At 64.5% G+C, this 22223-nt stretch carries 22 protein-coding genes, 1 tRNA gene and 1 pseudogene; 10 read left to right on the top strand and 14 right to left on the bottom strand.

Annotated features, from left to right (window positions below; translation table 11 throughout):
- Positions 1-23: 23 nt before the first annotated feature.
- A complete protein-coding gene (locus U0042_RS14785; RefSeq protein ID WP_114810385.1) occupies positions 24-1478 on the bottom strand; it encodes an aldehyde dehydrogenase family protein in 1455 nt (484 codons plus the stop codon).
- A gap of 38 nt (positions 1479-1516) precedes the next feature.
- A complete protein-coding gene (locus U0042_RS14780; protein ID WP_114810148.1) occupies positions 1517-2860 on the bottom strand; it encodes an aspartate aminotransferase family protein in 1344 nt (447 codons plus the stop codon).
- Between the two features lie 421 nt (positions 2861-3281).
- Here U0042_RS14780 and U0042_RS14775 point away from each other — a divergent pair, with 421 nt between their 5' ends.
- Positions 3282-4247: a helix-turn-helix domain-containing protein gene (locus U0042_RS14775; protein ID WP_114810149.1), complete on the top strand. Its 966-nt coding sequence runs from the start codon at positions 3282-3284 to the stop codon at positions 4245-4247.
- Between the two features lie 95 nt (positions 4248-4342).
- Here U0042_RS14775 and U0042_RS14770 read toward each other — a convergent pair whose 3' ends face one another.
- Positions 4343-4465, bottom strand: coding sequence for a hypothetical protein (locus tag U0042_RS14770; protein WP_269814034.1), 123 nt, complete (start codon positions 4463-4465; stop codon positions 4343-4345).
- Positions 4466-4505: 40 nt separating this feature from the next.
- On the opposite strand from U0042_RS14770, the pseudogene U0042_RS14765 reads away from it, so the two are divergent.
- Positions 4506-4717: pseudogene (locus U0042_RS14765) on the top strand (chemotaxis protein CheW); the annotation flags it as partial.
- Here U0042_RS14765 and U0042_RS14760 read toward each other — a convergent pair.
- Entirely contained in the window at positions 4699-6030 is a 1332-nt protein-coding gene (locus U0042_RS14760) for an NYN domain-containing protein (protein WP_198665260.1), read from the bottom strand. The pseudogene U0042_RS14765 and the gene U0042_RS14760 overlap by 19 nt on opposite strands.
- 313 nt (positions 6031-6343) lie before the next feature.
- Here U0042_RS14760 and map point away from each other — a divergent pair, with 313 nt between their 5' ends.
- The 5 genes from map to minE all read left to right on the top strand — a co-directional run bounded on the left by map (position 6344) and on the right by minE (position 9926).
- Positions 6344-7129 (top strand): type I methionyl aminopeptidase, encoded by a 786-nt coding sequence (gene map / locus U0042_RS14755; RefSeq protein WP_114810386.1) that lies wholly within the window; start codon positions 6344-6346, stop codon positions 7127-7129.
- Positions 7130-7281: 152 nt separating this feature from the next.
- A complete protein-coding gene (locus tag U0042_RS14750) occupies positions 7282-7815 on the top strand; it encodes a GNAT family N-acetyltransferase (protein ID WP_114810151.1) in 534 nt (177 codons plus the stop codon).
- A 159-nt stretch (positions 7816-7974) separates the two neighbouring features.
- Positions 7975-8769: a septum site-determining protein MinC gene (gene minC / locus U0042_RS14745; RefSeq protein ID WP_114810152.1), complete on the top strand. Its 795-nt coding sequence runs from the start codon at positions 7975-7977 to the stop codon at positions 8767-8769.
- Positions 8770-8841: 72 nt separating this feature from the next.
- On the top strand, positions 8842-9657 hold the full coding sequence (gene minD / locus U0042_RS14740; RefSeq protein WP_114810153.1) for a septum site-determining protein MinD: 816 nt from the start codon (positions 8842-8844) through the stop codon (positions 9655-9657).
- Positions 9658-9671: 14 nt separating this feature from the next.
- Positions 9672-9926 carry a cell division topological specificity factor MinE gene (minE, locus tag U0042_RS14735; RefSeq protein WP_114810154.1) on the top strand — a complete coding sequence of 85 codons (255 nt, stop codon included), beginning with the start codon at positions 9672-9674 and terminating at the stop codon, positions 9924-9926.
- Positions 9927-10033: 107 nt separating this feature from the next.
- On the opposite strand, the gene U0042_RS14730 is transcribed toward minE, so the two are convergent.
- The gene (locus U0042_RS14730; protein WP_114810155.1) at positions 10034-11434 is read right to left on the bottom strand and encodes a chloride channel protein; all 1401 of its coding nucleotides are present in this window, start codon (positions 11432-11434) and stop codon (positions 10034-10036) included.
- Positions 11435-11671: 237 nt separating this feature from the next.
- Between U0042_RS14730 and waaC the strand changes: the two genes are divergently transcribed.
- Positions 11672-12694: a lipopolysaccharide heptosyltransferase I gene (waaC, locus tag U0042_RS14725; protein WP_114810156.1), complete on the top strand. Its 1023-nt coding sequence runs from the start codon at positions 11672-11674 to the stop codon at positions 12692-12694.
- Between the two features lie 59 nt (positions 12695-12753).
- On the opposite strand, the gene U0042_RS14720 is transcribed toward waaC, so the two are convergent.
- From U0042_RS14720 to rph, 9 genes are all read right to left on the bottom strand, one after another.
- Positions 12754-12933 carry a hypothetical protein gene (locus tag U0042_RS14720; RefSeq protein ID WP_114810157.1) on the bottom strand — a complete coding sequence of 60 codons (180 nt, stop codon included), beginning with the start codon at positions 12931-12933 and terminating at the stop codon, positions 12754-12756.
- 159 nt (positions 12934-13092) lie between these two features.
- A complete protein-coding gene (locus U0042_RS14715; RefSeq protein WP_114810158.1) occupies positions 13093-14409 on the bottom strand; it encodes an MFS transporter in 1317 nt (438 codons plus the stop codon).
- 360 nt (positions 14410-14769) lie between these two features.
- A complete protein-coding gene (locus U0042_RS14710; RefSeq protein ID WP_114810159.1) occupies positions 14770-15300 on the bottom strand; it encodes an energy transducer TonB family protein in 531 nt (176 codons plus the stop codon).
- 235 nt (positions 15301-15535) lie between these two features.
- Complete coding sequence (locus U0042_RS14705; protein WP_114810160.1) at positions 15536-15748, bottom strand: hypothetical protein; 213 nt, start codon at positions 15746-15748, stop codon at positions 15536-15538.
- 188 nt (positions 15749-15936) lie between these two features.
- On the bottom strand, positions 15937-17262 hold the full coding sequence (locus U0042_RS14700) for an MFS transporter (protein ID WP_198665268.1): 1326 nt from the start codon (positions 17260-17262) through the stop codon (positions 15937-15939).
- Positions 17263-17556: 294 nt separating this feature from the next.
- Positions 17557-17646: transfer RNA gene (locus U0042_RS14695), tRNA-Ser, on the bottom strand.
- Positions 17647-17721: 75 nt separating this feature from the next.
- Positions 17722-18891, bottom strand: coding sequence for a radical SAM family heme chaperone HemW (gene hemW / locus U0042_RS14690; protein WP_232833310.1), 1170 nt, complete (start codon positions 18889-18891; stop codon positions 17722-17724).
- Between the two features lie 41 nt (positions 18892-18932).
- The gene (gene rdgB, locus U0042_RS14685) at positions 18933-19580 is read right to left on the bottom strand and encodes an RdgB/HAM1 family non-canonical purine NTP pyrophosphatase (protein WP_114810163.1); all 648 of its coding nucleotides are present in this window, start codon (positions 19578-19580) and stop codon (positions 18933-18935) included.
- The gene (gene rph, locus U0042_RS14680; RefSeq protein WP_114810387.1) at positions 19577-20314 is read right to left on the bottom strand and encodes a ribonuclease PH; all 738 of its coding nucleotides are present in this window, start codon (positions 20312-20314) and stop codon (positions 19577-19579) included. The genes rdgB and rph overlap by 4 nt, the downstream gene beginning before the upstream one ends.
- A 231-nt stretch (positions 20315-20545) precedes the next feature.
- Between rph and U0042_RS14675 the strand changes: the two genes are divergently transcribed.
- Complete coding sequence (locus tag U0042_RS14675; protein WP_017774539.1) at positions 20546-21469, top strand: YicC/YloC family endoribonuclease; 924 nt, start codon at positions 20546-20548, stop codon at positions 21467-21469.
- A 45-nt stretch (positions 21470-21514) separates the two neighbouring features.
- Positions 21515-22219: a guanylate kinase gene (gene gmk, locus U0042_RS14670; RefSeq protein WP_114810164.1), complete on the top strand. Its 705-nt coding sequence runs from the start codon at positions 21515-21517 to the stop codon at positions 22217-22219.
- The last annotated feature ends 4 nt before the right edge of the window (positions 22220-22223 follow it).

Here is a 22223-nt window from a genome sequence, read left to right as displayed (position 1 = left end):
TTTGTCGATTAAGGGCGGAAAGTTCAGGAGGGCAGTAGAACCGTGACGACTTTCTCTTCGGTGTAGGCGAGCGCGCCGGTAATGCCGCCTTCGCGCCCTATGCCGCTACGCTTGAGGCCGCCCCACGGCAGGTTCGCATCCAGCGGGCTCCAGCAGTTCACGCCGACGGCCCCCACCTTCACCTGGTGCGCCACGCGGTGTGCGCGCGCGAGGTCGTTGGTCCAGAGCGTAGCTGCAAGCCCGTAGTCCGAATCGTTGGCGATGGCAATGGCTTCTTCTTCGGTATCGAAGGCGATGATAGTGCCCACCGGTCCGAAGATTTCCTCGCGCGCGATCGTCATGCCGTTGTGCGCGCCCGCGAAGATGGTTGGCTTCACGAACCATCCCTTCGTGGGATGCGATACGCCGCCCGCCAGCAGTTCGGCGCCTTCGTCGAGGCCCGCCTGAATGTACCGGTTCACGCGCTCGAATTGCTGCTGTTTCGCGAGCGGCCCCATCTGCACACCGGGTTCGCGCGGGTCGCCCACCTGGATGGTGGCCGCCGCTTCGGCCATTGCCGCGGCGAAACGCCGGGCCAGTTTGCGCTGCACCAGAATGCGCGAGCCTGCGGCGCATACCTGCCCCTGATTCACGAAAATGCCGAGCGCACAACCGCGCACGGCTTCGTCGAACGGCGCGTCGTCGAACACGATCTGCGGGCTCTTGCCGCCCAACTCCAGCGTGACGCGCTTGAATTGCGCGCCCGCGGTGCGCTGAATGGCGCGGCCCGCCTCGGGGCTGCCCGTGAAGCTGATCTTCGCGACGTCCGGGTGCTCGCAGAGCGCGCGGCCCACCACGTCGCCGCGGCCCGTGACCACGTTCACGACGCCATCGGGAAAGCCGGCTTCCTTGCACAGCGCGGCCAGATGCAGCGCGGACTGCGGCGTTTCCTCGGCGGGCTTGATGACCACCGTGCAACCTGCGGCGAGCAGCGCCGCGAGCTTCCAGGTGGTGATCATGAGCGGCGAATTCCACGGCACGATGGCGCCGACTACGCCGATGGGCTCGCGCACCGTGTACGAGAGCGTCTTGTTTCCCATGTAGCCGGCGGTGGGAATGGTCCGTCCTTCGAGCTGGTTCGCCCAGCCCGCGGCGGCACGAAGATTGGCGACGGCGTTCGGCACGTCCATCATGCGCGGCTCGATGGGCGAGCGGCCGATTGCGTGGGCGTCCATGTCGGCGAGCAGTGCCGTGTCGCGTTCGACGAGGTCGGCAAGCCGGATCAGCAGACGGGCACGCTGTGCGCCGTCCAGCGTGCTCCAGGCACCGCCGTTCAATTGCGCGCTGGCGGCGGCAACGGCGCGTTGCACGTCTTCGGCGGTGCCTTCGGCGGCCGTGGCGTACTCGAGCTCGTCGACCGGGTTCAAGAGACGCATACGGCCGCCGTCGGAGGCATCGGCCGGCACGCCGTTAATGAAGTGCTTCAGGTTCTGGCTCATGCTCATGGATTCATTGGCAGTAGGGAACGTGGCCCGCTTTAGCGGACGAACGGCACTTCCTTGAAGGCGGCGTCGAGCGCGGACACGATGCGATCGATCTCAGGCTGCTGGATGACGAGCGGCGGCGACAGGATGATCTTCGTGCCTACCGGACGCACGACGGCACCGTTGCGGCGCGCGACTTCCGCGACGCTATAGGCGTACCCCGACATCGGGCTGATCGGCTCGTGCGTGGCCTTGTCGTTGACCAGATCGATGGCGAGCATGAGACCTTTGCCGCGCACTTCGCCAATGGCTTCGAAGCGATCCACGAACGGCTGCAGTGCTTCGAGCAAATACGCGCCTTGCTTGCCGGCGTTGCCGGGCAAATCTTCACCCACCACGATGTCGAGGCTCGCGAGCGCGGCGGCGCAACCCACGGGATGGCCCGCATACGTGTAGCCGTGCATGAGTTGGCCCGAGAAATCCTGATTCGTCTCGAAGGCCTGCGCCACGCGGTCGTTGAATACCGTGGCACCCAGCGGCACGTATCCCGAAGACAGGCCCTTGGCGAAGCACATGAAGTCGGGCTTGACGCCCCAGCCCCGCACGCCGAACAGGCTGCCGGAGCGGCCGAAACCGGTGACCACTTCGTCCGCGATCAGCAGTACGCCGTATTTGTCGCATACCGCGCGTACTTTGGGCCAGAAGCTTGCGGGCGGCACGATCACGCCGCCTGCGCCCTGAACCGGTTCGGCGATGAACGCGGCCACGGTGTCCGGGCCCTGGAACTGGATCTCACGCTCCAGCAGATCGGCGCACAGCGTCGACAGTTCTTCCGGGTCGCTCGTGAACGGATTGCGATACACCCAGGGGTTCTGCACCTGGAAGCAACCGGGCATGAGCGGCTCGTAGTTGCGGCGGAAGACGGCATTGCCGTTCACCGATGCGCTCAGGAAGTGGCTGCCGTGATAGCCCTCTTTCAGCGAAATGAATTTCGTGCGGTCTTTCTGGCCGAGAATCTTCCAGTACTGGCGTGCAAGCTTCAATGCCGTTTCTGTGGAATCCGAACCATTTGAGCTGAACACCACGCGTTTCATCTCCTCCGGCGCGAGCACTTCCATCAGACGCGCGGAAAGCGCTTCGGCAGGCGGGTTCGATACGCCGTCGAACAGCTGGAAGTACTCGAGTTGATCGAGCTGCTTCACGATAGCCGTCTTGACCTCGGGGCGGTTGTGGCCCACGTTGACGTTCCACAGTCCGCCCACGCCGTCGACGAAGCGGTTGCCGGATTCGTCGAAGACGTAGCAGCCGTCGCCGCGAACAATGCGCAAAGGCTTGCGTTCCTTCATCGCGGCGGGATGCATCATGGGGTGCCAGAAGCGGGCGTTTTCGTAAGTCATCGTGTCTCCGTTCAGTGCGTAGATGCGCGGGGAAGCGCAACGGGTGCTGGAGCGGCGTGGGCGGTTGTGGTGCCCGACGCTCGCCGTGTGAACGAAGTTTCATTGCGAACATCGGCGCGGCGGTATCCCAAATGAGCAAGTTCGAAAAGCGCTTCGCGCGCCGAGGCCACATCGACGCAAACGGGAAGACGTGCGGTGTCCCCGCGCTGGTGCCTGTGCACTTTTTTGCGACAGCGTGGTTGCCGGCTCACGCGCACAACGGGTGCAGCGCGACGGGTTATCCCTGGTAGAAGGTCGCGAATGCGGGTGGGCACAATCACCGCATCCCCCGATGTTGACTGGCACGGTCTGTGCATCGACGCTTAGGAATGCGTCGGAGTGATTCTTTCGGAACCCGTTCATCAACAGGTACATCAGCGTCATGAATCAAAGCATCAGCCGGTTCCAGGACGTGCATATGCATGCCTGCGCGGTGCGGGACTGGAACCAGACCTACAGCCAGATATCGGCGGGACCGCTGGAAAGCTCGTTGATGCAGCTGAAAAGCACGCATGCCCACGTCTTTCGCGAGCAGATCAGCCAGCGTGTCGTGCAGCACGGGGAAGCACCGAAGGGCAAGATGTGTTTCGCGATCCCGGCCGCCGTGTCGGGCACCGTGCGCATGCAGGGCCGCGAGGCCGACGCGAACAGCCTCTTCGTACTGCGCGGCGGCGAAGAGTTCATGTTCCATATGCCGATGGGCATGGACATGCTCTCCATCACGTTCGACGGCGAGTTGTTCGAAAGCGCGCTGGAAGCCATGCCTTCGCCGGGCGACATCCGGACGCTGCTGCGGCAGCCCGTCATCAAGGTGCCATCGCAGCGGCTCGAGGAATGCCGCGACCAGCTGCTGGCGCTTTTTTCGAGCGCACTTGCAATCGATGCACCGGACGCGTCGGATGCATCGAGCGGTACGCCGGACCTCGAAAGGGATCTCGAGCGCGAAATGCTCGACGGTCTACTCGGGTTGCTTGCCGACCCGACATGCGACAGAAACCAGCGCCCGGGGAGTTCGACGCAAAGCTTCATCGTGGACAAGTGCCATCGGCTGACCGTATCGGATGCGGCGAACGCGCCGAGCGTGATCGAGCTTTGTCAGCGTTTGCAGATCAGTAGACGCACGGTGCAGAACAGTTTTCGCACCGTCGCCGAAACCACGCCCGTGAAGTATCTGCGGTCCGTGCGGCTCAACGGCGTGCGGCGCGAACTGATGGCCACGCGTGCCAGCGACCTCGCCATCGGCGATGCCGCGGCCAACTGGGGCTTCTTCCACATGAGCCACTTCGCCGCCGACTATCAGGAACTGTTCGGCGAACTGCCTTCGCAGACGAGGCGGGCGGGTCGCTAGACGCGGCTCTGGCGAACGTCGTCACGAATGCGGCCGCTTGGGCCGTATCGAATCGTTGTGCTCTTGTCCGAATCGCCGCTACCCGCACAGTCATTTCAAGCGGTTGCGAGCATGAGACGCGTGGGCGTCACGCCGATGCACAGCCCGTCATCGCGGTTGGCCAGATAGCGCTGGTTCAATTCTCCGGGCGTCCACGCATGGGTATGGCTGAATGCCAATGCACTCCGTATAGGTGATGCAGGAGATCCGCTCCTGCGGCCCACGCGCATGGCCAATGCGCCGCCGTTCGTCAAAGGCGTGATCAACCTGCGCGGCGTGATCTGCGTCTGAAGTTTGTGCCGGAACGCGCGGAGTACGACGACTCCACGGTCATCATCGTGCTCAACGTCGCGGCCCGCACGGTGGGCGGGGTGGAGGACGCGAGCTTCATCACGGATCTCGCGTGTGTCGCCTACGTCGACGCGTCGCCGTTATTGGTGCGTGAGCGTCGCGAGCGTGTCGTCGATTTGCGAGCCTTTTTTACCGGCGCAGTTTCGTTGGCATTCCCGATTTGTTCGGATGCTGATGCCGATGCAGGTGCCGCTTCTTTCGCCGGATGCGAGGTGTCGACTTCAGGCGCGTCGTCACTCTTCTTCGCTGACTTGCGCGATGGGCGCTTGCCTCGCCGGGTGGGTTTCGCGGCGTCGTTCAATTCGTCGTGGGTGGCGACCTGGGGCTTCGCGCTTTGCGTGTCGGCTTGTTCTTCCGTTGCCGGCTCGGCTGGGGCGATTTCGGTCCGCTGCGCCTCCGCCGTCTCTATAGGGGCTGCGTCGTTGCTCACAATCGTTCCAGCGGTGGCGCGGGTATCGGACGATGAGCGCTGCCGGCGGCGTCGTGCGTTTTTCTGGACGTCGCCTGCTTCGCTGTCGCGGTGCGTGTCGTCCACGTCATGAACGGCGTCGCTGTTTCCGCTCCCGTCGGGGCTCCCGGGACGCTGCACGAACGTCCCCGACTTCTCGTCGCGCCCGATCTCGAGGAAGCCGCGCGCCTGCGCTTCTTCCAGCAGGTTGCCGAACGCGCGAAAGCCATAGCGCGATTCGTTGAAGTCGGGCCGGCGTCGCTTGATCGCGCTTTTCAGCACCGATGCCCAGATCTTTCCGCTGTCTCCGCGTTCGGAGACGAGCGCGTCGAAGGTGTCCACGGCGAATGCGATGGCCTTTGCCTTGCGATCTTCCTGGTCGGGCTTCGCGGGGCGCTCGTCGTTGGCGGGGCGCTTTGCCGTGGCGCTCTTCTCGTTCTTTTCGCGTCGCGCGGCTTCGCGTTGCTGCTCGCGCACGAGGTCGTCGTAGAAGATGAACTCGTCGCAGTTTGCCACCAGCAGGTCCGACGTCGAGTTCTTCACGCCCACGCCGATCACCTTCTTGGCGTTCTCGCGCAGCTTCGAGACGAGCGGCGAAAAATCCGAATCGCCGCTCACGATCACGAACGTGTCGACGTGCGACTTCGTATAGCAGAGGTCGAGCGCGTCGACCACGAGCCGGATGTCGGCCGAATTCTTGCCCGACTGGCGCACGTGCGGAATTTCGATCAACTCGAAACTCGCTTCGTGCATGCCCGCCTTGAAGGTCTTGTAGCGGTCCCAGTCGCAGTAGGCCTTTTTCACGACGATGCTGCCCTTGAGCAGCAGCCGCTCCAGCACGGGCTTGATGTCGAAGCGGTCGAACTTCGCGTCGCGCACGCCGAGGGCGACGTTCTCGAAGTCGCAGAACACTGCCATGCTGATGCTTTCCTGGGGTGAAGCCATGAATTCTCCAACGGTGTTTCGCGACCGGGCGCCTGATCGGACATCACCTTCGCAGTCGCGGCGCGGATGGGATTTCCCGAAGTTTACGCCGAAGCGTGTGCCGGCCCGCGTTCGTTTATAGCGCAGGTGGAGGAGGAAGTGCGAAATCGCCCGCAGAAATGGCCGGTCGGCGAAGGGCGAGGGCCATCCAGCGGGCCTGTACAATTGCTCCTGTCGTGCCGCCCGAGGCGCCGTGGCGCCCAGGTGCGCCATGCCGGCGGCAGGCGGCACAGGGCGCCTTGCGGCGCCGTCCGAACTTCTTTGCCTCTATCCGATGGCCATTACCTACAAGACTCCCGACGACATCGCGCGGCTGCGCATCTCAGGCCGGCTCGCGGCCGAAGTGCTCGCGATGATCGGCGAATACGTGCAACCGGGCGTGTCGACCGACGAGCTCGATGCGCACTGTAACGACTACATCGTCAACACGCTGAAGGCCGTGCCTGCGAACGTGGGTTATCTCGGCTTTCCGAAGACCGTCTGCACGTCCGTGAACCAGGTGGTCTGCCACGGCATTCCCGATCGCAAGGAAATTCTCAAGGACGGCGACATCATCAACATCGACGTCGCCGTGATCAAAGACGGCTACTTCGGCGACACGAGCCGCATGTACTGCGTCGGCCAGCCGAGCACGGTCGCGCAGGTGTTGATCGACACCACCTACGACGCGATGGTGGCCGGCATTCGCGAGGTGAAGCCGGGCGCCACGCTTGGCGACATCGGTCACGCGATCCAGAAGCGGGCGCAGCGCGACGGCTTTTCTGTGGTGCGCGACTACTGCGGCCACGGCATCGGCACGGTCTATCACGAAGAACCGCAGGTGCTCCATTTCGGGCAGCCGGGTCAGGGCGTGCGGCTGCGTCCCGGCATGGTTTTCACCATCGAGCCCATGGTGAATGCCGGCCGTGCCGGTACCACCGTGTTGCGCGACGGTTGGACCGTCGTGACGAAAGACCGCTCGCTCTCGGCTCAATGGGAGCACATGGTGGCCGTCACCGACGACGGCTTCGAATTGCTTACGCCCTGGCCCGACGGCACGGGCCGCTACGAAGCGCCGTAAGACGAAGCGAGCGACGCCCCTGCCGCGGGTTGCGCCATGGAGACGCCGCATGGCCGCGGCATGGTGTTCATGATCGAGCCCCGCCGGGATTTGACTCTGCGCGCCGTTCGGTTAAAGCTATATGGAAGCGTCCTACCGAGGTTCACGTCTGCATGAATCCTTCATTGACCGTTCGCCGCATCGCTGCTGACCAGGGCGACGTGTTTCGCGAACTGCGCACTGCATCATTGCGCGATGCGCCCTACGCTTTCGGCGATACGCTGGAAGATGCGCTGGGCGCGGACGCTTCTGTCTTCGACTCCACCGCGGCCGAACATGCCGCTTCCCGCACTGCCGCAACGTTCATCCTCTATACCGAAGGTCATCCTGCCGGACTCATCGGCGCCTGTTTCGACGACACACCGCAGCGCCGTGCGTTCGTGCGCGAGTTGTGGGTGGCGCCCGCCGTGCGTCATCTGCGCGGGGGCGAGCTGCTCGTGAATACCGCGAGCGAATGGCTTGCGAGCGAGGGGGCACGCGAGATCCATGCATGGGTGGCCGATGAAAACCGCAACGCCATGCGCTTCTACGAGCGCCTCGGCTTCGGACCCACCGGCGACCACGCCCGCATTGCCCGGGCTCCGGATCAATGGGAAACGCTGCTCGTGCGCGACGTGCGCTTCGCGCCCGGTGTGCAGGAGCACTGACTGCATTTCCGTGCGGTCGCTTTGCCGGCCGCCACGCAAACCTCCTCCGTGATGACGCTCGTGCCCGCATGTCTGCGCGCGCGGCGGGCCGACTCATCTAAAAATACTGATCGTGCGTCAGGACGCCTGTAAAATACGCAAAATTTTTTGCCGAACGCCATGTCGCCCAGGAAATCGCCTTACTTTGAACTGAAGAGCGGGACCGTCGATACGCTCCTGTTCGTAGTGAAAACGACCGAGCTCGATGCCATGCGCGCCGAACTCACCCGGCGCTTCGAGGCGACGCCCGAATTCTTCGCGAACGACGTAGTGGCGATCGACGTGCGCCGCCTCGGCGAGCAGGAGCGCGTGCCGGTTGCCGAGATCGCACGGTTGCTCGAGAGCGTGCGGATGAAACCGGTCGGCGTTGTGGCAGACGCTTCGCAGCACGAGTGGGTGGCCGAAGCGGGTCTGCCGTTTCTCGAAGCGCGCGACCGCCGTTCGACCAACGCGAAGACCGCGGACGAAGAACGTGAGGCGCCGGATGCTGCTGCTGAAGCAACGGAATCGGCCGCCGCGACCACGCCCGCCGCTGGCGACTCGGCAGCGCAGGCGGAGTCCCAGCCTTCGGCGGCCGTTGCCCAGACGCTCGTGATCGACAAACCTCTGCGTTCGGGGCAGCGCGTGTACGCAAAGGGCGATCTGGTCGTGCTCGCAATGGTGAGCAACGGTGCGGAAGTGATCGCGGAAGGCAACATCCATATCTACGCGCCGTTGCGCGGCCGCGCGCTTGCCGGCGTGCACGGCAACCACGACGCGCGCATTTTTTGCACGTGCCTCGAACCGGAGCTGATTTCGATCGCGGGCATCTACCGCACGACCGAAAATCCGCTGCCGGCAGACGTGCAGGGCAAGCCGGTGCAGGTCCGGCTCGACGAGGAAAGACTGTTATTCGAACCGTTACGGCTCACGTGAAGCCGCCGCGGCGTGCGCGATGCGCAGGCGGCGAACCCCGTAGACGAAAATTGACGAACGCAAGGTAAGGGAATGGCAAAAATCATTGTGGTGACTTCGGGCAAGGGTGGCGTGGGCAAGACGACCACGAGCGCGAGTTTTGCGTCTGGCCTCGCGCTGCGCGGCCACAAGACCGCCGTGATCGACTTCGACGTCGGCCTGCGCAATCTCGATCTCATCATGGGCTGCGAGCGTCGCGTGGTGTACGACCTGATCAACGTGATCCAGGGCGAAGCGAACCTCAACCAGGCGCTCATCAAGGACAAGAAGTGCGAGAACCTGTTCATCCTGCCCGCCTCGCAGACGCGCGATAAAGACGCGCTCACGCAGGAAGGCGTGGAGAAGGTCATCAACGACCTCGTCGCCATGGACTTCGAGTACATCGTCTGCGATTCGCCGGCGGGCATCGAGTCGGGCGCGCTGCTCGCCATGCACTTCGCCGACGAGGCGCTCATCGTGACGAACCCCGAAGTGTCGTCGGTGCGCGACTCCGACCGCATTCTCGGTATTCTATCGTCGAAGACGAAGCGCGCGATCGAGGGCAAGGACCCCATCAAGGAGCACCTGCTCATCACGCGCTACAACCCGAAGCGCGTCAGCGAAGGCGAGATGCTTTCGCTCACGGACATTCAGGAAATTCTGCGCATCGAGCTGATCGGCGTGGTGCCCGAATCGGAGGCCGTGCTGCATGCGTCGAACCAGGGCGTGCCGGCCGTGCATCTCGACGGCACCGACGTGGCCGAAGCGTACAAGGACGTGGTCGCGCGCTTTCTCGGCGAGGACAAGGCGCTTCGCTTCACCGATTACCAGAAGCCGGGCCTGTTGCAGCGCCTCTTCGGCACCAAGTAAGGGGGGCGCACCTAATGTCGATTCTTTCGTTTTTGCTGGGCGAGAAGAAGAAGTCCGCGTCGGTAGCGAAGGAACGCCTGCAGCTGATCATTGCCCATGAGCGGGCCGGCGGCCATGCGCCTGCCGATTATCTGCCGGCGTTGCAGCGCGAACTCGTCGCGGTGATTTCGAAGTACGTGAAGATCTCCAACGACGATATTCGCGTGAGTCTGGAGCGGCAGGACAACCTCGAAGTGCTCGAGGTCAAGATCGAGATTCCGCAGGCCTGAGAGGCGGGCCGGGGGCGCGGATTCGTCCGGCCCCATCGCGTTTTTGACGTCGCCCCCGCGCCGTTGCTTTGATCGCCGCAGCGAGCCGGGGCCGGCCGCGTTGCGGGTCAGCGGTGCGGCCCGGCGTCCGACGCTGCGGCCGTCTCGTCGGGCTCGGTGGCGTTCAGTGCCTCCGGTACTTCCGGCACGGGCGCCGGCGCGGGTTGCGGCAGCGGCGCCATGTAGCGCTCCGAGAGCGATTCATAAAGCGGCGGCGCGAGTAGCCGCGACACGCGGCTCGCAACGAGCGCCGTGGCCATCAGCGAAATCACCAGCGCGTGGCCATTGATCATCTCCATCACGATCACGAACGACGTAATGGGCGACTGCGTTACGGCCGCGAGATAGCCCACCATCGCGAGGGCGATGAGCATCTGCAACTGCAGACTGCCGAACACCATGTGCAGCAGATTGCCGAAGCCGGCTCCGATCGAGAGCGACGGCGCGAAAATGCCGCCCGGAATACCGGGCAAGTACGAACCCACCATCGACGCCATCTTCAGGAACGGGTAGAGCACGGAAAGCTGTTCGTGGCCGTCCAGTAGTCCGCGTGCTTCCGCGTAGCCGCTGCCGAACGTCGTGCCGCCCGACAGCGCGCCGATTACCGCAATGACGAGTCCGCACAGCGCGCCGAATGCGACCGGCCGCTCACCGTGAAGCTTGCGCAACGGCGCCGGAATCCAGCGTGCAGTGTTGAGGAGCAACCACGCGAAGACACCGCCCGCGAGGCCGGTCACGACAGCGGTCAACAATACCGCTACGGCCAGCAGATCCGGAAAATGTGACCCGATCTGGATGGTGCCGAAGTAGGTGTAGTTGCCGTTCAAGCCCAGCGCAATGACACCGGCGATGATGATGGCGGTGATCAGCACGCCGCTTGCGCGCGCCTCGAAGCTTCGCGTGAGTTCCTCGATGGCGAACACGATGCCCGCGAGCGGTGTGTTGAATGCCGCCGAAAGCCCGGCAGCCGCGCCGGCCAGCACGAGTTGCCGTTCGATCAAGGCGTTCGACCGTGGGTAGAGCCGCCTCAGGTTGAACATGAGCGCGGCGCCCACCTGAACCGTGGGACCTTCGCGCCCAATCGTGAAGCCGCCCAGTATGCCGAGGAACGACACGGCGATCTTGCCGAGCAGGATGCGCAGCGTGAGAAGGCGCGCACCCGACTCGCCCGGCTTCGCATGGAGCGTCGCGATGACCTGCGGAATGCCGCTGCCTTCCGCGCCGCGAAAGAGGTGCCGCGTGAGCCACACGGACGCCGCCGCCACGGCCGGCGTGATGATGAATGGCAGCCACACGTGATCGTGCTGGGCGGTGCGAAACACGCCATATCCCCAATCGATGAGACGTGCGTAAAAGACGGCGATGAGGCCTACCGCGATGGCGCCTAGCCAGAACACGCCGTACTGGCGCCAGAGGCGCCGCGCACGGCGTCCGACATGGGAAGGGAAGGAGGGCAACGTTCGGCGCATTGTTTTTTGGCCGCGAAAAGACGTGAGTATACCGGCGGCGTTATTGTGGCGCTGAGTGCAAATCGCATCTTCCACAATGCGCAAGCCAATCGCGATGGGCCGCCCATGCCGCGCTCGCATTTACATCTTGTAATACGAAAGCTCTCGCGCCCCTAATTTGTGGGCCCGATTTCCCTCGGTCGATGAAAGGATCGTCCGCTAAAATCTGCGTGGCAAACGATAAAACGAAACGCAACAATGAAACGAATCCTCATCGTCAAGGTGACCTCGCTCGGCGACATCGTGCAGGCGCTGCCCGTGGTAGCCGATATTCAGCGCGCATTCCCTGGCGCGAAAGTCGACTGGGCTGCAGACGAAGCGTTCGCGGACGTCGTGCGATGGAACCGTCGCGTGGACCGCGTACTGTGCGCTCCCTTGCGACGTTTCAAAAAGGCGCGGCGCTGGGCCGACTTCAAGGCGATCGCCGCGTCGATCGCTGAACTGCGCGCGCACCGCTATGACGCGGTGATCGACATTCACGGGGTCTACAAGAGCGCGATCATCGCGAGGCTTGCGCGCGCATCGCGACGCTTCGGTTACCGCTCCAGGGATCTCGGCGAACGCGGTGCCGCGTTCGCCTACAACGGCCGCTTCGGTCCGCGTCCCGATTGCGACGCGTGGCACGGCATGCGCGTCAGTACGGGCGAGGCGCTCGGCTACGAGGTGGAAGGTCCGCCGGTCTACGACCTTCGCGTGCCGCGCAATGCGCCGGCAGAGCGCGTTATGCCGGCAGTGCCAGGCACGCAGCCGCTCGCGCTGTTCTTCCACGCCACGTCCAAGGACGAGAAGAAGTGGCCCACATCCCGTTGGGGTGAGTTGGGCCGCGAGCTCACGAGACGCGGCTACCGTATCGCGCTGCCGTGGGGCTCCCAGGCCGAGCATGCCGCTGCGGTGCAGATTGCGAGTCTCGTGCCGGGTGCAACGGTCCTGCCGCAGCTCTCCATCGTCGAGCTCGCTCGGAAGATCGAAGAAGCGTCGCTGGTGGTGGGCGTCGATACGGGCTTCGTGCACCTCGCTCATGCCTTGATGAAGCGCACCGTGATGATCTTCACGGCTACCTCGAAGGACCATTGCGGCGTGCATGCGCCGTACCGCTCCACTTCACTCGGCAGCCCAGGCCAGGTGCCCGAGGTGAAGGAGGTACTCGACGCCATCGACTACGTGCATGGTGAGCCGCGTATCGAGGAGCCGATGAGAATCGGCTCCGTTGCCGCAGCCTGACTGCACGAAACAGCGGACGCGGCATACCGTCGGCAAGAGCCGCACGTCCGCTTAGGTGCTCAGGCCAGCAGCATTTCGAGCGCAACCACCGTGCCGACGGCGACCACGTTGGCCGCGACCGCCTCGGCCAGAATGCCCTTCCAAGTGGATGGGCGAAAGCGTATGGCGAGAACCAGCGCCCCGATCAGCGCCAGCGCGATGACAGCCACGACGTCGGCATTGCTCAAGTGAAGCTTCATGGTCGGCTCCCTGCAAGGCTGCTCATTCGTCCCTTCGCACTCGGTAAGGCGGCTTCGCGCCGCGGGTGAGGGACGACCTGTTTGCAGTATAGGCACGCGCAAATGAGCCCCGCAATTCGGGGAATGCACGCAGTGTGCCGTCCCCGGTAGCCGGCTGCGCTAGATCAGGTTCGCGTCGCGCGTCTCGCGCATGCAGAGCACGCCGACAAGGCTCACCACGGCCGCGACGGAAACGTAGCCGCCCACCCACGCGAGTCCGCCGTGCGCCGCGAGCAACTGGGCGATATAGGGCGCCACGGAAGCACCCAGAATCCCGCCCAGGTTGTAGGCCACGCCTGCGCCGGTGTAACGCACCCGCGTGGGGAAGAGTTCCGGCAAGAGCGCGCCCATCGGTGCGAAGGTCACGCCCATCAGGAACAGCTCGATCACGAGAAACAGCAGCACGAGCGGCGTGGACCCGCTGCCGAGCAGCGGCTGCATCGCGAAACCGGAGAGAATCGCCGCCGCGATGCCGACGACGAGCACCGGCTTGCGGCCAAAGCGGTCGCTAGCCCAGGCCGACAGCGGCGTGGCGAGACCCATGAAAACCACGGCCACGCACAGCAGACCGAGAAACTCCGGACGCGAGAAATGCAGCGTCGAGACGCCGTACGAGAGCGAGAACACCGTCGAGATATAGAACAGCGTGTAGCACACCACCATCGCGAGCGCGCCGAGCACGGTTGCTCCGCCATGCTCGGTCAACAGCGTCGCGAGCGGCACGCGCACGCGTTCTTCGCGTTCGACAGCCGCCTTGAACGCGGGCGTTTCGGCGATCTTGAGGCGCACGTAGAGGCCGAGCGCGACCAGCACCGCGCTCACGAGAAACGGTACGCGCCAACCCCAGCTACGGAACTGTTCGTCCGAGAGCGACAGCGCAAGACCGAAGAACAGGCCGTTCGAGGCAAGAAAGCCGACCGACGGTCCAAGCTGAGGAAACATGCCGAACCAGCCGCGCTTGCCGGCCGGGGCGTATTCCGTGGCGAGCAGCGCGGCGCCGCCCCATTCGCCGCCAAGACCAATGCCTTGGCCGAAGCGCAGCACGCACAGCAGGATCGGCGCCAGGCTGCCGATGCTGTCGTAACCGGGCACAAAGCCGATTAGCGTGGTGGACAACCCCATGACGAGCAGCGACGCGACCAGCGTCGATTTGCGTCCGATGCGATCACCGAAATGGCCGAACAGGAACGACCCGATCGGCCGCGCAACGAACGCGATGCCGAACGTAACGAATGCCGAGAGTGCTTGCGCCATGGCGGAGCTGTGCGGAAAAAACACGGGGCCGATTACGAGCGCGGCTGCGGTGGCGTAGACGTAGAAATCGTAGAACTCGATGGCCGTGCCGATGAAGCTCGCGAAGATGACGCGCGAAGTTCTGATCGATGCAGCGGTGTCCTCGGTGTCCGCGCGTGCGGAGGAAAGCGGCGATGTGGACATGCAGTGTCTCCTGTTCGAGGCGGCACGCTACGGCGGTGCCGGCGGCGTGCCGACCCCGCGCCGTGAGGGCGGGGCGTGTGTTGTCGTTCGGTGCTGATTGCCGTGATGGCGGTTGCTGCGATTGTCGTCGGCCCTAGTGCGGCCTCGCTTCGATCGGCGTGAAGCGTGTGGAGACTCGGCCGGGCTCTGACCGCACGTCGCGGCCGGCGCGGATGGCGTGGCTGCATGGCGGTTATGGTTTGCTCGCGCAGCAGGGTAGTGCGCAGCAAGTGCCGGCGTGCCGGCGGGAAAGTCGCGGGAAATTATAACGAGCGTGCGAGCCCGCGTGGAAAGCGCCGAAGACCGTTTGCTTGCCGCGCGTCAGTTGAAGTTTTGAGCCTGCGGGGACGCGAGCGTGCGCAGCTGGAACTTGCCGTTGTCGTTGAACAGCCAGTCTTCCATCAGTTCCAGCTGGCCGCGTGTGTTGAGCAGTTTCGAAGGCGGCTGCGGCAGCGGCGAGGCGCGCCTGAGCGTGGCGAGCGCAGTGCTCTCCGCTTCGTCGTCGCCATTGGTGCGATATACCGACGAGGTCACTACGCCGCCGCGGCTGTCCACCGTGAAGGATACGACCACGAGCGAACGCAGCATGGCTTGAGGCGAACCATGCAGCACGTAAGAGGGATTGCGCTCGAGAATGCGTTGAGCGACGGCGGACCGGTACTGGTCCAGCGTGAGGCTGTTGACCGCGGCGGGCGGTGTGATCAGCGCCGGTCGGCCGGGCGGCGTGATCGTGAAGTTGCAGGCCGACACGGCGAGGCCGAATGCCAGAGCAGCCGCGCTGCGCGTGAGGCGCAACGGGGTCGACGCACAAGCCGTGGTGACGCAACGAAGGTGACGTACGCGAAGGAGCATCGCCAGGAACTCAGATGCCGAACGTGATTCGATGCTAGGTCAAATTCGTGCGGTTGCAATCCGCATTCGCCCTGCGCGACTGGAGGCAAGCGCGCGAAATGAGCGACGGCGTACGGAGCGACTTGCGCCGCGGCAAGTCTTTACGCAAACAGAGGGGTGGCTTCGAACGCGGCAGACAGCGGTTCAAGCGGATCGTCGGCCGGCGCCATGAATAGCGACGTGCCGACGTCGTCAATCACTCGACGGGTATCTGCGCGCAAGGCTGGCTCATGGCCGAGGCGCACATGTACGAGTACTCCGTGCTCTTCAGAACGAGTTCCTTGCCTTCGTGCAGACCGAAGCGGAATTCGGGCGAACTTTCGTACGCGATGAAGGCGGAGCAGAGAAGCGCGGCGAACACGACGAGCGAGAACGCGATTCTTTCAAAAAGCTGAAAACGGGCAGGCATGGCGGTATCTTCCGGGTCTGGCCGCCATGATACCGGATATAAGGGTTTTCACCTAGATTTGCGTCGCGTGGGCGTTGTGCCTTTGCAGCGTCTGCCGGGCCATTGCAACGCTATTTCCACGCCATTCCGGCGCCGGTCGCCCGCCGGACGGGGCTTTGCGCCCGTCCGGCTGTCCGTGCCACCGTTTCTCAATGGTTGATCGATTCGAGCGCCTGACCGCGGGTGGACGGCCCCAGCAGGATCATGCAGATGCCGACCACCATGGACGCCCCAATGAACACCGCGACGCCCGGCACGCCGTACAGATGCAGCAGGATGCCGATGGCGAGCCCCGCGAACGCCGCCGAGATCCGGCTCCACGAGTAGACGAAGCCCACGGCCCGAGCCCGCACGCGCGTCGGATACAGCTCGGCCTGGTAGCCGTGGTAGGCGTACGACATGATGTTCGAGGCCAGCGTGAACACGACGCCGAGCGCGATCAGCAGCCACGGTTCGGACGTCTGCGAGAAGATCGCGATGACGATGCCCATCACCAGCAGGCCCGCGCAGATCTGCGTCTTGCGCTCCAGCCGGTCCGCGAACCAGGTGCCGAGCAGCGGCCCGAACGGATTGGCGATGGCGATGATGAACGCGTATTCGAGGCTCGCCGTCACGTGGATGCCGCGGTGGATCAGGAGCGTCGGCACCCAGGCGGCGAAGCCGTAGAAGCCGATCACCTGGGCCATGTTGAACACCGAGAGGATGATCGTGCGCTTCAGGTAGAGCGGGCCGAAGATTTCGGCATAGGAGCCGCGGCCTTCCTTCTCGGGTCGCGCGGGCTGGGGCGGCGGCAGCGTGATGCCTTTCTCGGCGGCCACGCGGCGCTCGATGTCGGCGACGATGCGTCCAGCCTCTTCGAACCGGCCGTGGCGGGCGAGCCAGCGCGGGCTTTCCGGCACGTTACGGCGAATGATCCAGACGAAGAGGGCGCCCACCGTGCCGATCAGGATCACGACGCGCCAGTAGTCGAGGCCGAACGGGTGCGTGCCCTTCAGCGCATAGGCGAGGAACGCGACCACCGGCACCACGAGGAACGTGATGAACTGGTTGGTGGCGTACGCGCGTCCGCGCTCGGCGCTGGGGATCAACTCGGAGATGTACGAGTCGATGGTGACGAGTTCGACGCCGATGCCGATGCCCGCGATCAGGCGCCAGAGGTTGAGTTCGAGGCCCGTAGTCTGGAACGCCATGATCGCCGTGCAGACCATGTACCAGACCAGCGACCAGGTGAAGATGAAGCGCCGACCGAAGCGGTCCGCGACGAAACCGAAGACGAGGGCGCCGATCCACAGGCCTGCGAACGTCGAGAAGACGAAGGTGCCGAAGCCCGCGACGGCGAGCGGCTGGAGCGCCGCGAAGAAGCCGAGCGACTCCGGTTTGAACAGTCCGGACTCCACCATGCCTGGCGCCACGTAGCCGGTGAAGAAGAGGTCGTAGAACTCGAAGACGCCGCCGAGGGAGATCAGGATCACCATCGTCCACACGGTGCGTGAAGGGGGCAGGCGGTCGATGCGTGCAGCAATTTCCGCCGATTGTTGTTCTGACACGTGGGCCTCTTGATTGTGATTGTCGAAAAGTTTGTAAGGACTTCCTGCGGAACAGGCTCATTTCACACGTCATTTCGACAATGTTCAAACCGGGGCAATACGGATATCGAACGGCGAACAGGCGGGCGGAGGCCGGTGTTGAGGGGGGGGGTGCCGCATGGGGCGCGAGGGTGGACGCCAGAAAGCAAAAACGGGCCTGGCGGCCCGTAGTTGTCGACGTTCTGGCGGAGGCGGTGAGATTCGAACTCACGGAAGGGTTGCCCCTTCGCCGGTTTTCAAGACCGGTGCATTCAACCGCTCTGCCACACCTCCGAAGCCCGGCATTGTAACCTGAAACCGCCGTCCGGCCGAAGCGTCAGGCAGCTCGCAAGGACGTCGCGCCCCGTCTTACGCATCGTCCTTGAGAAAGAGCGCCTGCAGGTCGTTCAGGAAGCGCTGGCCGAGCGGGGTGGGCGCGATCGTTTCGTGGTCGCGGGCAATCAGGCCGCGCCGTTCGGCTTCCTGAAGTGCGGGTTCGATCGACGTCATGGGCAGCCCCGTTCGTTCCACGAAGCGATGCACCGGAAAGCCTTCCACGAGACGCAGCGCGTTGAGCATGAATTCGAAAGGCAGATCGTGCGGGCCGACTTCATGTTCTTCCTGCACCGGCGCGCCGGCACGCGCGTGATCGATGAACGTGGCCGGATGCTTGTAGCGCGCCTGTCGCAGCACGCGATGCGGAAACGACAGCTTCGTGTGTGCGCCCGCACCGATGCCGAGGTAGTCGCCGAAGCGCCAGTAGTTGAGGTTGTGCTTGCACTGCCGATGCGGCTTCGCGTATGCCGAGACCTCGTAGTGTCCGTACCCCGCGGCGGCCATGCGCTCGTGAATCCAGTCCTGCATGTCCGCCGACGCGTCGTCGTCCGGCAGTGCCGGCGGAAACTTCGCGAACTGCGTGTTCGGCTCGAGCGTCAGGTGATAGAGCGACAGATGCGGCGGCGCGAACGAGAGCGCCGTTTCGATGTCGGCCTGGCATTCGGCCAGCGTCTGCCGCGGCAGCGCGAACATCAGGTCGAGATTGAAATTGTCGAACGTGTTCGCGGCTACCTCGACGGCATGGCGCGCCTGCGCGGCATCGTGGATACGCCCCAAAGCCTTGAGGTGCGCCTCGTTGAAGCTCTGGATGCCGACTGAAAGCCGGTTCACGCCGCTCGCCCGGAACTGCGCGAACTTCGCCGCTTCGAACGTGCCGGGGTTGGCTTCGAGCGTGATCTCGGCATCGGCGTCCAGCGGCAGTAGCGCGCGCACGTCGGAGAGCAGCCGGTCGAGCCCTGCGGCCGAGAGCAGACTCGGCGTGCCGCCGCCGATAAACACCGTATGCACCTGGCGACCCCACACGAGCGGCAGCGCCTGTTCGAGATCGGCGCGCAGGGCGTCGAGATAGTCGTTCTCGGGAAACTGGTCGCCCTTCCACTCGTGCGAATTGAAATCGCAATACGGACACTTGCGCACGCACCAGGGGAAGTGGATGTACAGCGCAAGCGGCGGCAGCGAGGTGAGGTGAATGCGGCCCGGCATCGTGAACGTGCCCACGACGCCCTTGCCCGTCGATGCAGCGCTCACGCTTCCTCCTTCAGTCGCGCGAGCAGCTGGCGCAGTGCCATCGCGCGATGGCTCGTCGCGTTCTTGACGGCCGGCTCCAGCTCCGCTGCCGTGGCGGCGAGCGCCGGTACGAAGAAGTACGGGTCGTAGCCGAAGCCGTTCGCGCCGCGCGGCACGTCGAGCACGAGGCCGTGCCAGCGACCCTCGGCAATCAGCGGCTCCGGATCTTCTGCGTGGCGCACGAGCGCGAGCACGCAGTAGTAGTAGGCGCGACGGTCGTCGTGTCCCTTCAATTGATCGACGAGGCGGGCGTTGTTCGCCGCATCGCTCTTTTCGCCGCCGGCAAGCTGCGCGTAGCGTGCGGAATAGACGCCCGGTGCGCCGCGCAGCGCGCGCACGCACAGGCCCGAATCGTCGGCGAGCGCGGGCAAGCCTGTGAGCGTCGCCGCATGGCGCGCCTTGGCGAGCGCATTTTCGACGAAGGTGGGATGCGGCTCCTCGGCTTCCGGCACGCCCAGTTCGCCCTGGGCAACGAGTTCGATGCCGGCCGCGCCGAGCAGCGCGGAGAATTCGCGCAGCTTGCCCGCGTTGTTCGAGGCGAGCACGACGCGCGCGAGCGTGCTGTCGCTCGCGGCGTGCGGACTCTGTGGCTTCGGGTTCGTCACGCGCGGTTCTCCAGCGCGGCCTTTTGCATCTCGATCAGCGATCGGATGCCCGACTGCGCGAGATCGAGCAGCGCGTTCATCTCGTCGCGCGTGAAGGGCACGCCTTCAGCGGTGCCCTGAATTTCGACGAAGCCGCCGTCGCCTGTCATGACGACGTTCATGTCGGTGTCGCATTGCGAGTCTTCGTCGTAGTCCAGATCGAGAACGGGCACCCCGTCGAAGACCCCCACCGAAATGGCCGCGACGTAATCGGTGATGGGCGATGTTTCGATGCGCCCGGTCGCGAGCAGCTTCGCAACGGCATCATGCGCCGCGACGAACGCGCCCGTGATGCTCGCCGTGCGCGTGCCGCCGTCGGCCTGGATCACGTCGCAGTCGAGGTGAATGGTGCGTGCGCCGAGCCGTTCGAGATCGAACACCGAGCGCAGCGCGCGGCCGATCAGCCGCTGGATCTCCTGCGTGCGGCCGGTCTGCTTGCCGCGTGCCGCTTCACGGTCGCTGCGCGTGTGCGTGGCGCGCGGCAGCATGCCGTACTCGGCGGTGAGCCAGCCCTGGCCGCGGTCGCGCAGGAATTCGGGGACGCGCTCCGTCACGCTGGCCGTGCAGATCACCTTCGTGTCGCCGAACTCGACGAGCACCGAACCTTCGGCGTGCTTCGTGTAGTGGCGCGTGATGCGTACGTCGCGCAACTGGTCGGGACGGCGGCCGCTCGGGCGTTTCGTGGTGTCGTTCATCGTGGGGAGTGTGAAAGCGAAGGGGAACTGCACATTTTAGCGCCGTTCGGAGAAGCGCAATGGCGCCCCACCGCGGGCCTTTTCCCGGCGTGCCGCGTGCGCCGGGCTTCGTAGCCAAAAATGGGATAATGTCGGTCTTGCGCGCCCCGCGTCTCGTACACGCCGGGCGCCTCACATCCAACGCCATGCGCGATCCTGGCGTCGCGCATCGGCCTTTTCGCGAGGCGAACGATGATCTACAGCATGACCGGCTATGCGAGCGCGACGCGCGAGCTTACCTCGGGCGAGGGTAACGGCGGCGTGAGCGTGTCTGTCGAACTGCGCACGGTGAACTCGCGCTTTCTGGACCTGAACTTTCGCATGCCTGAGGACGTGCGCGCCTGCGAGCCCACACTGCGCGAAATGCTCATGACGAAGCTCTCGCGCGGCAAGGTCGATATCCGCATCAACCTGCAGCGCAGCGAGCAGGCCGCCAACGCCGGCGCGCTGAACCGCGATTCGCTCGAACAACTGGCGGTGCTGCAGCGCACCGTGCTCGCGGCGTTCCCCGACGCGGGACCGCTGCGCACCGGCGAAATCCTGCGCTGGCCCGGCGTGCTCACGGAAAGCGAGATCTCGACCGACACACTGCGCGAAGCGGTGCTCGAATGCGGCAAGCGCGCCATTGCCGATCTGATCGACGTGCGGGCCCGTGAAGGCGCGCAACTGGCCACGATGCTGCTTGGCAACGTCACCGAAATGGAAGCGATCGTGGCGCGCATCACGCCGCTCGTGCCCGAGCTGATTGCGAAGCATCAGCAGAAGATCGTCGAGCGACTGCAGGAGGCGCTCGGCATCGCGGCGGCGGACCAGCCGGCCACTATCGTCTCGCGAGAGGAAATCGCCGAGCGCATCCGCCAGGAAGTGACGATGTACGGCATCCGCATCGATATTGCCGAAGAGCTTTCGCGGCTCACCGCGCATCTGAACGAAACGCGTCACGTGATCGAGAAGGGCGGCAAGGTCGGCAAGCGGCTCGACTTCATGATGCAGGAACTGAACCGCGAGGCGAACACGCTGGGTTCGAAGGCGGCGGCCAAGGAGCTCGCGGATGCGTCGATGACACTCAAGCTTCTCATCGAGCAAATGCGCGAGCAGGTGCAGAACCTCGAGTGACGCAGGCGGCAAACACACTCAGATACAGATGGAAGGACTTCGGCAATGACCGGACAAAGCAGCGACACCCCCGATTCGAGCAAACGCCGCAATCCGTATGCGGGCGTTTATCCGGGCAATCTCTTCATGGTGGTGGCACCTTCGGGCGCCGGCAAGTCGACGCTCGTGAACGCGCTTCTTGCAGAAGACGAAGCGATTCGTCTGTCGATCTCGTACACCACGCGTGCCCCCCGCTCGAAAGAACGCGACGGCGAGCACTATCACTTCACGACCGTCGACGACTTTCTCGCGCGCCATGCGGCCGGCGAGTTCCTCGAGAGCGCGGAGGTGCATGGCAACTACTACGCGACCTCGCGCGTGTGGATCGAAGAGCAGATGAAGATCGGCCACGATGTGCTGCTCGAAATCGACTGGCAGGGCGCGCAGCAGGTGAAGAAGCAGTTTCGCAACGCGGTGGAAATTTTCATCCTGCCGCCGTCGCTGGAAGCGCTTGAAGAACGGCTGAAAAAGCGTGGCCAGGACGAGCCCAACGTCATCACGCGACGCCTGCTTGCAGCGGGCAGCGAGATGGCGCATGCGGCCGAAGCCGAGTACGTCGTGATCAACGAAAACTTCGATCGCGCGCTTGCCGAACTGCGTTGCCTCGTCGCTGCCACGCGGCTGCGTTTTGCGTCCCAGTACGCACGCCATACAGAGCTCTTCGTTCAGCTCGGCATTCACCTGCCTCAGCCCGGCGCATCCGGCACATAAGGTA

Source organism: Paraburkholderia kururiensis, from assembly GCF_034424375.1.
Lineage (GTDB): Bacteria > Pseudomonadota > Gammaproteobacteria > Burkholderiales > Burkholderiaceae > Paraburkholderia > Paraburkholderia kururiensis_A.
The sequence above is the reverse complement of the archived record's forward strand: the minus strand, read 5'-3'. Positions and strand labels throughout refer to the sequence as shown.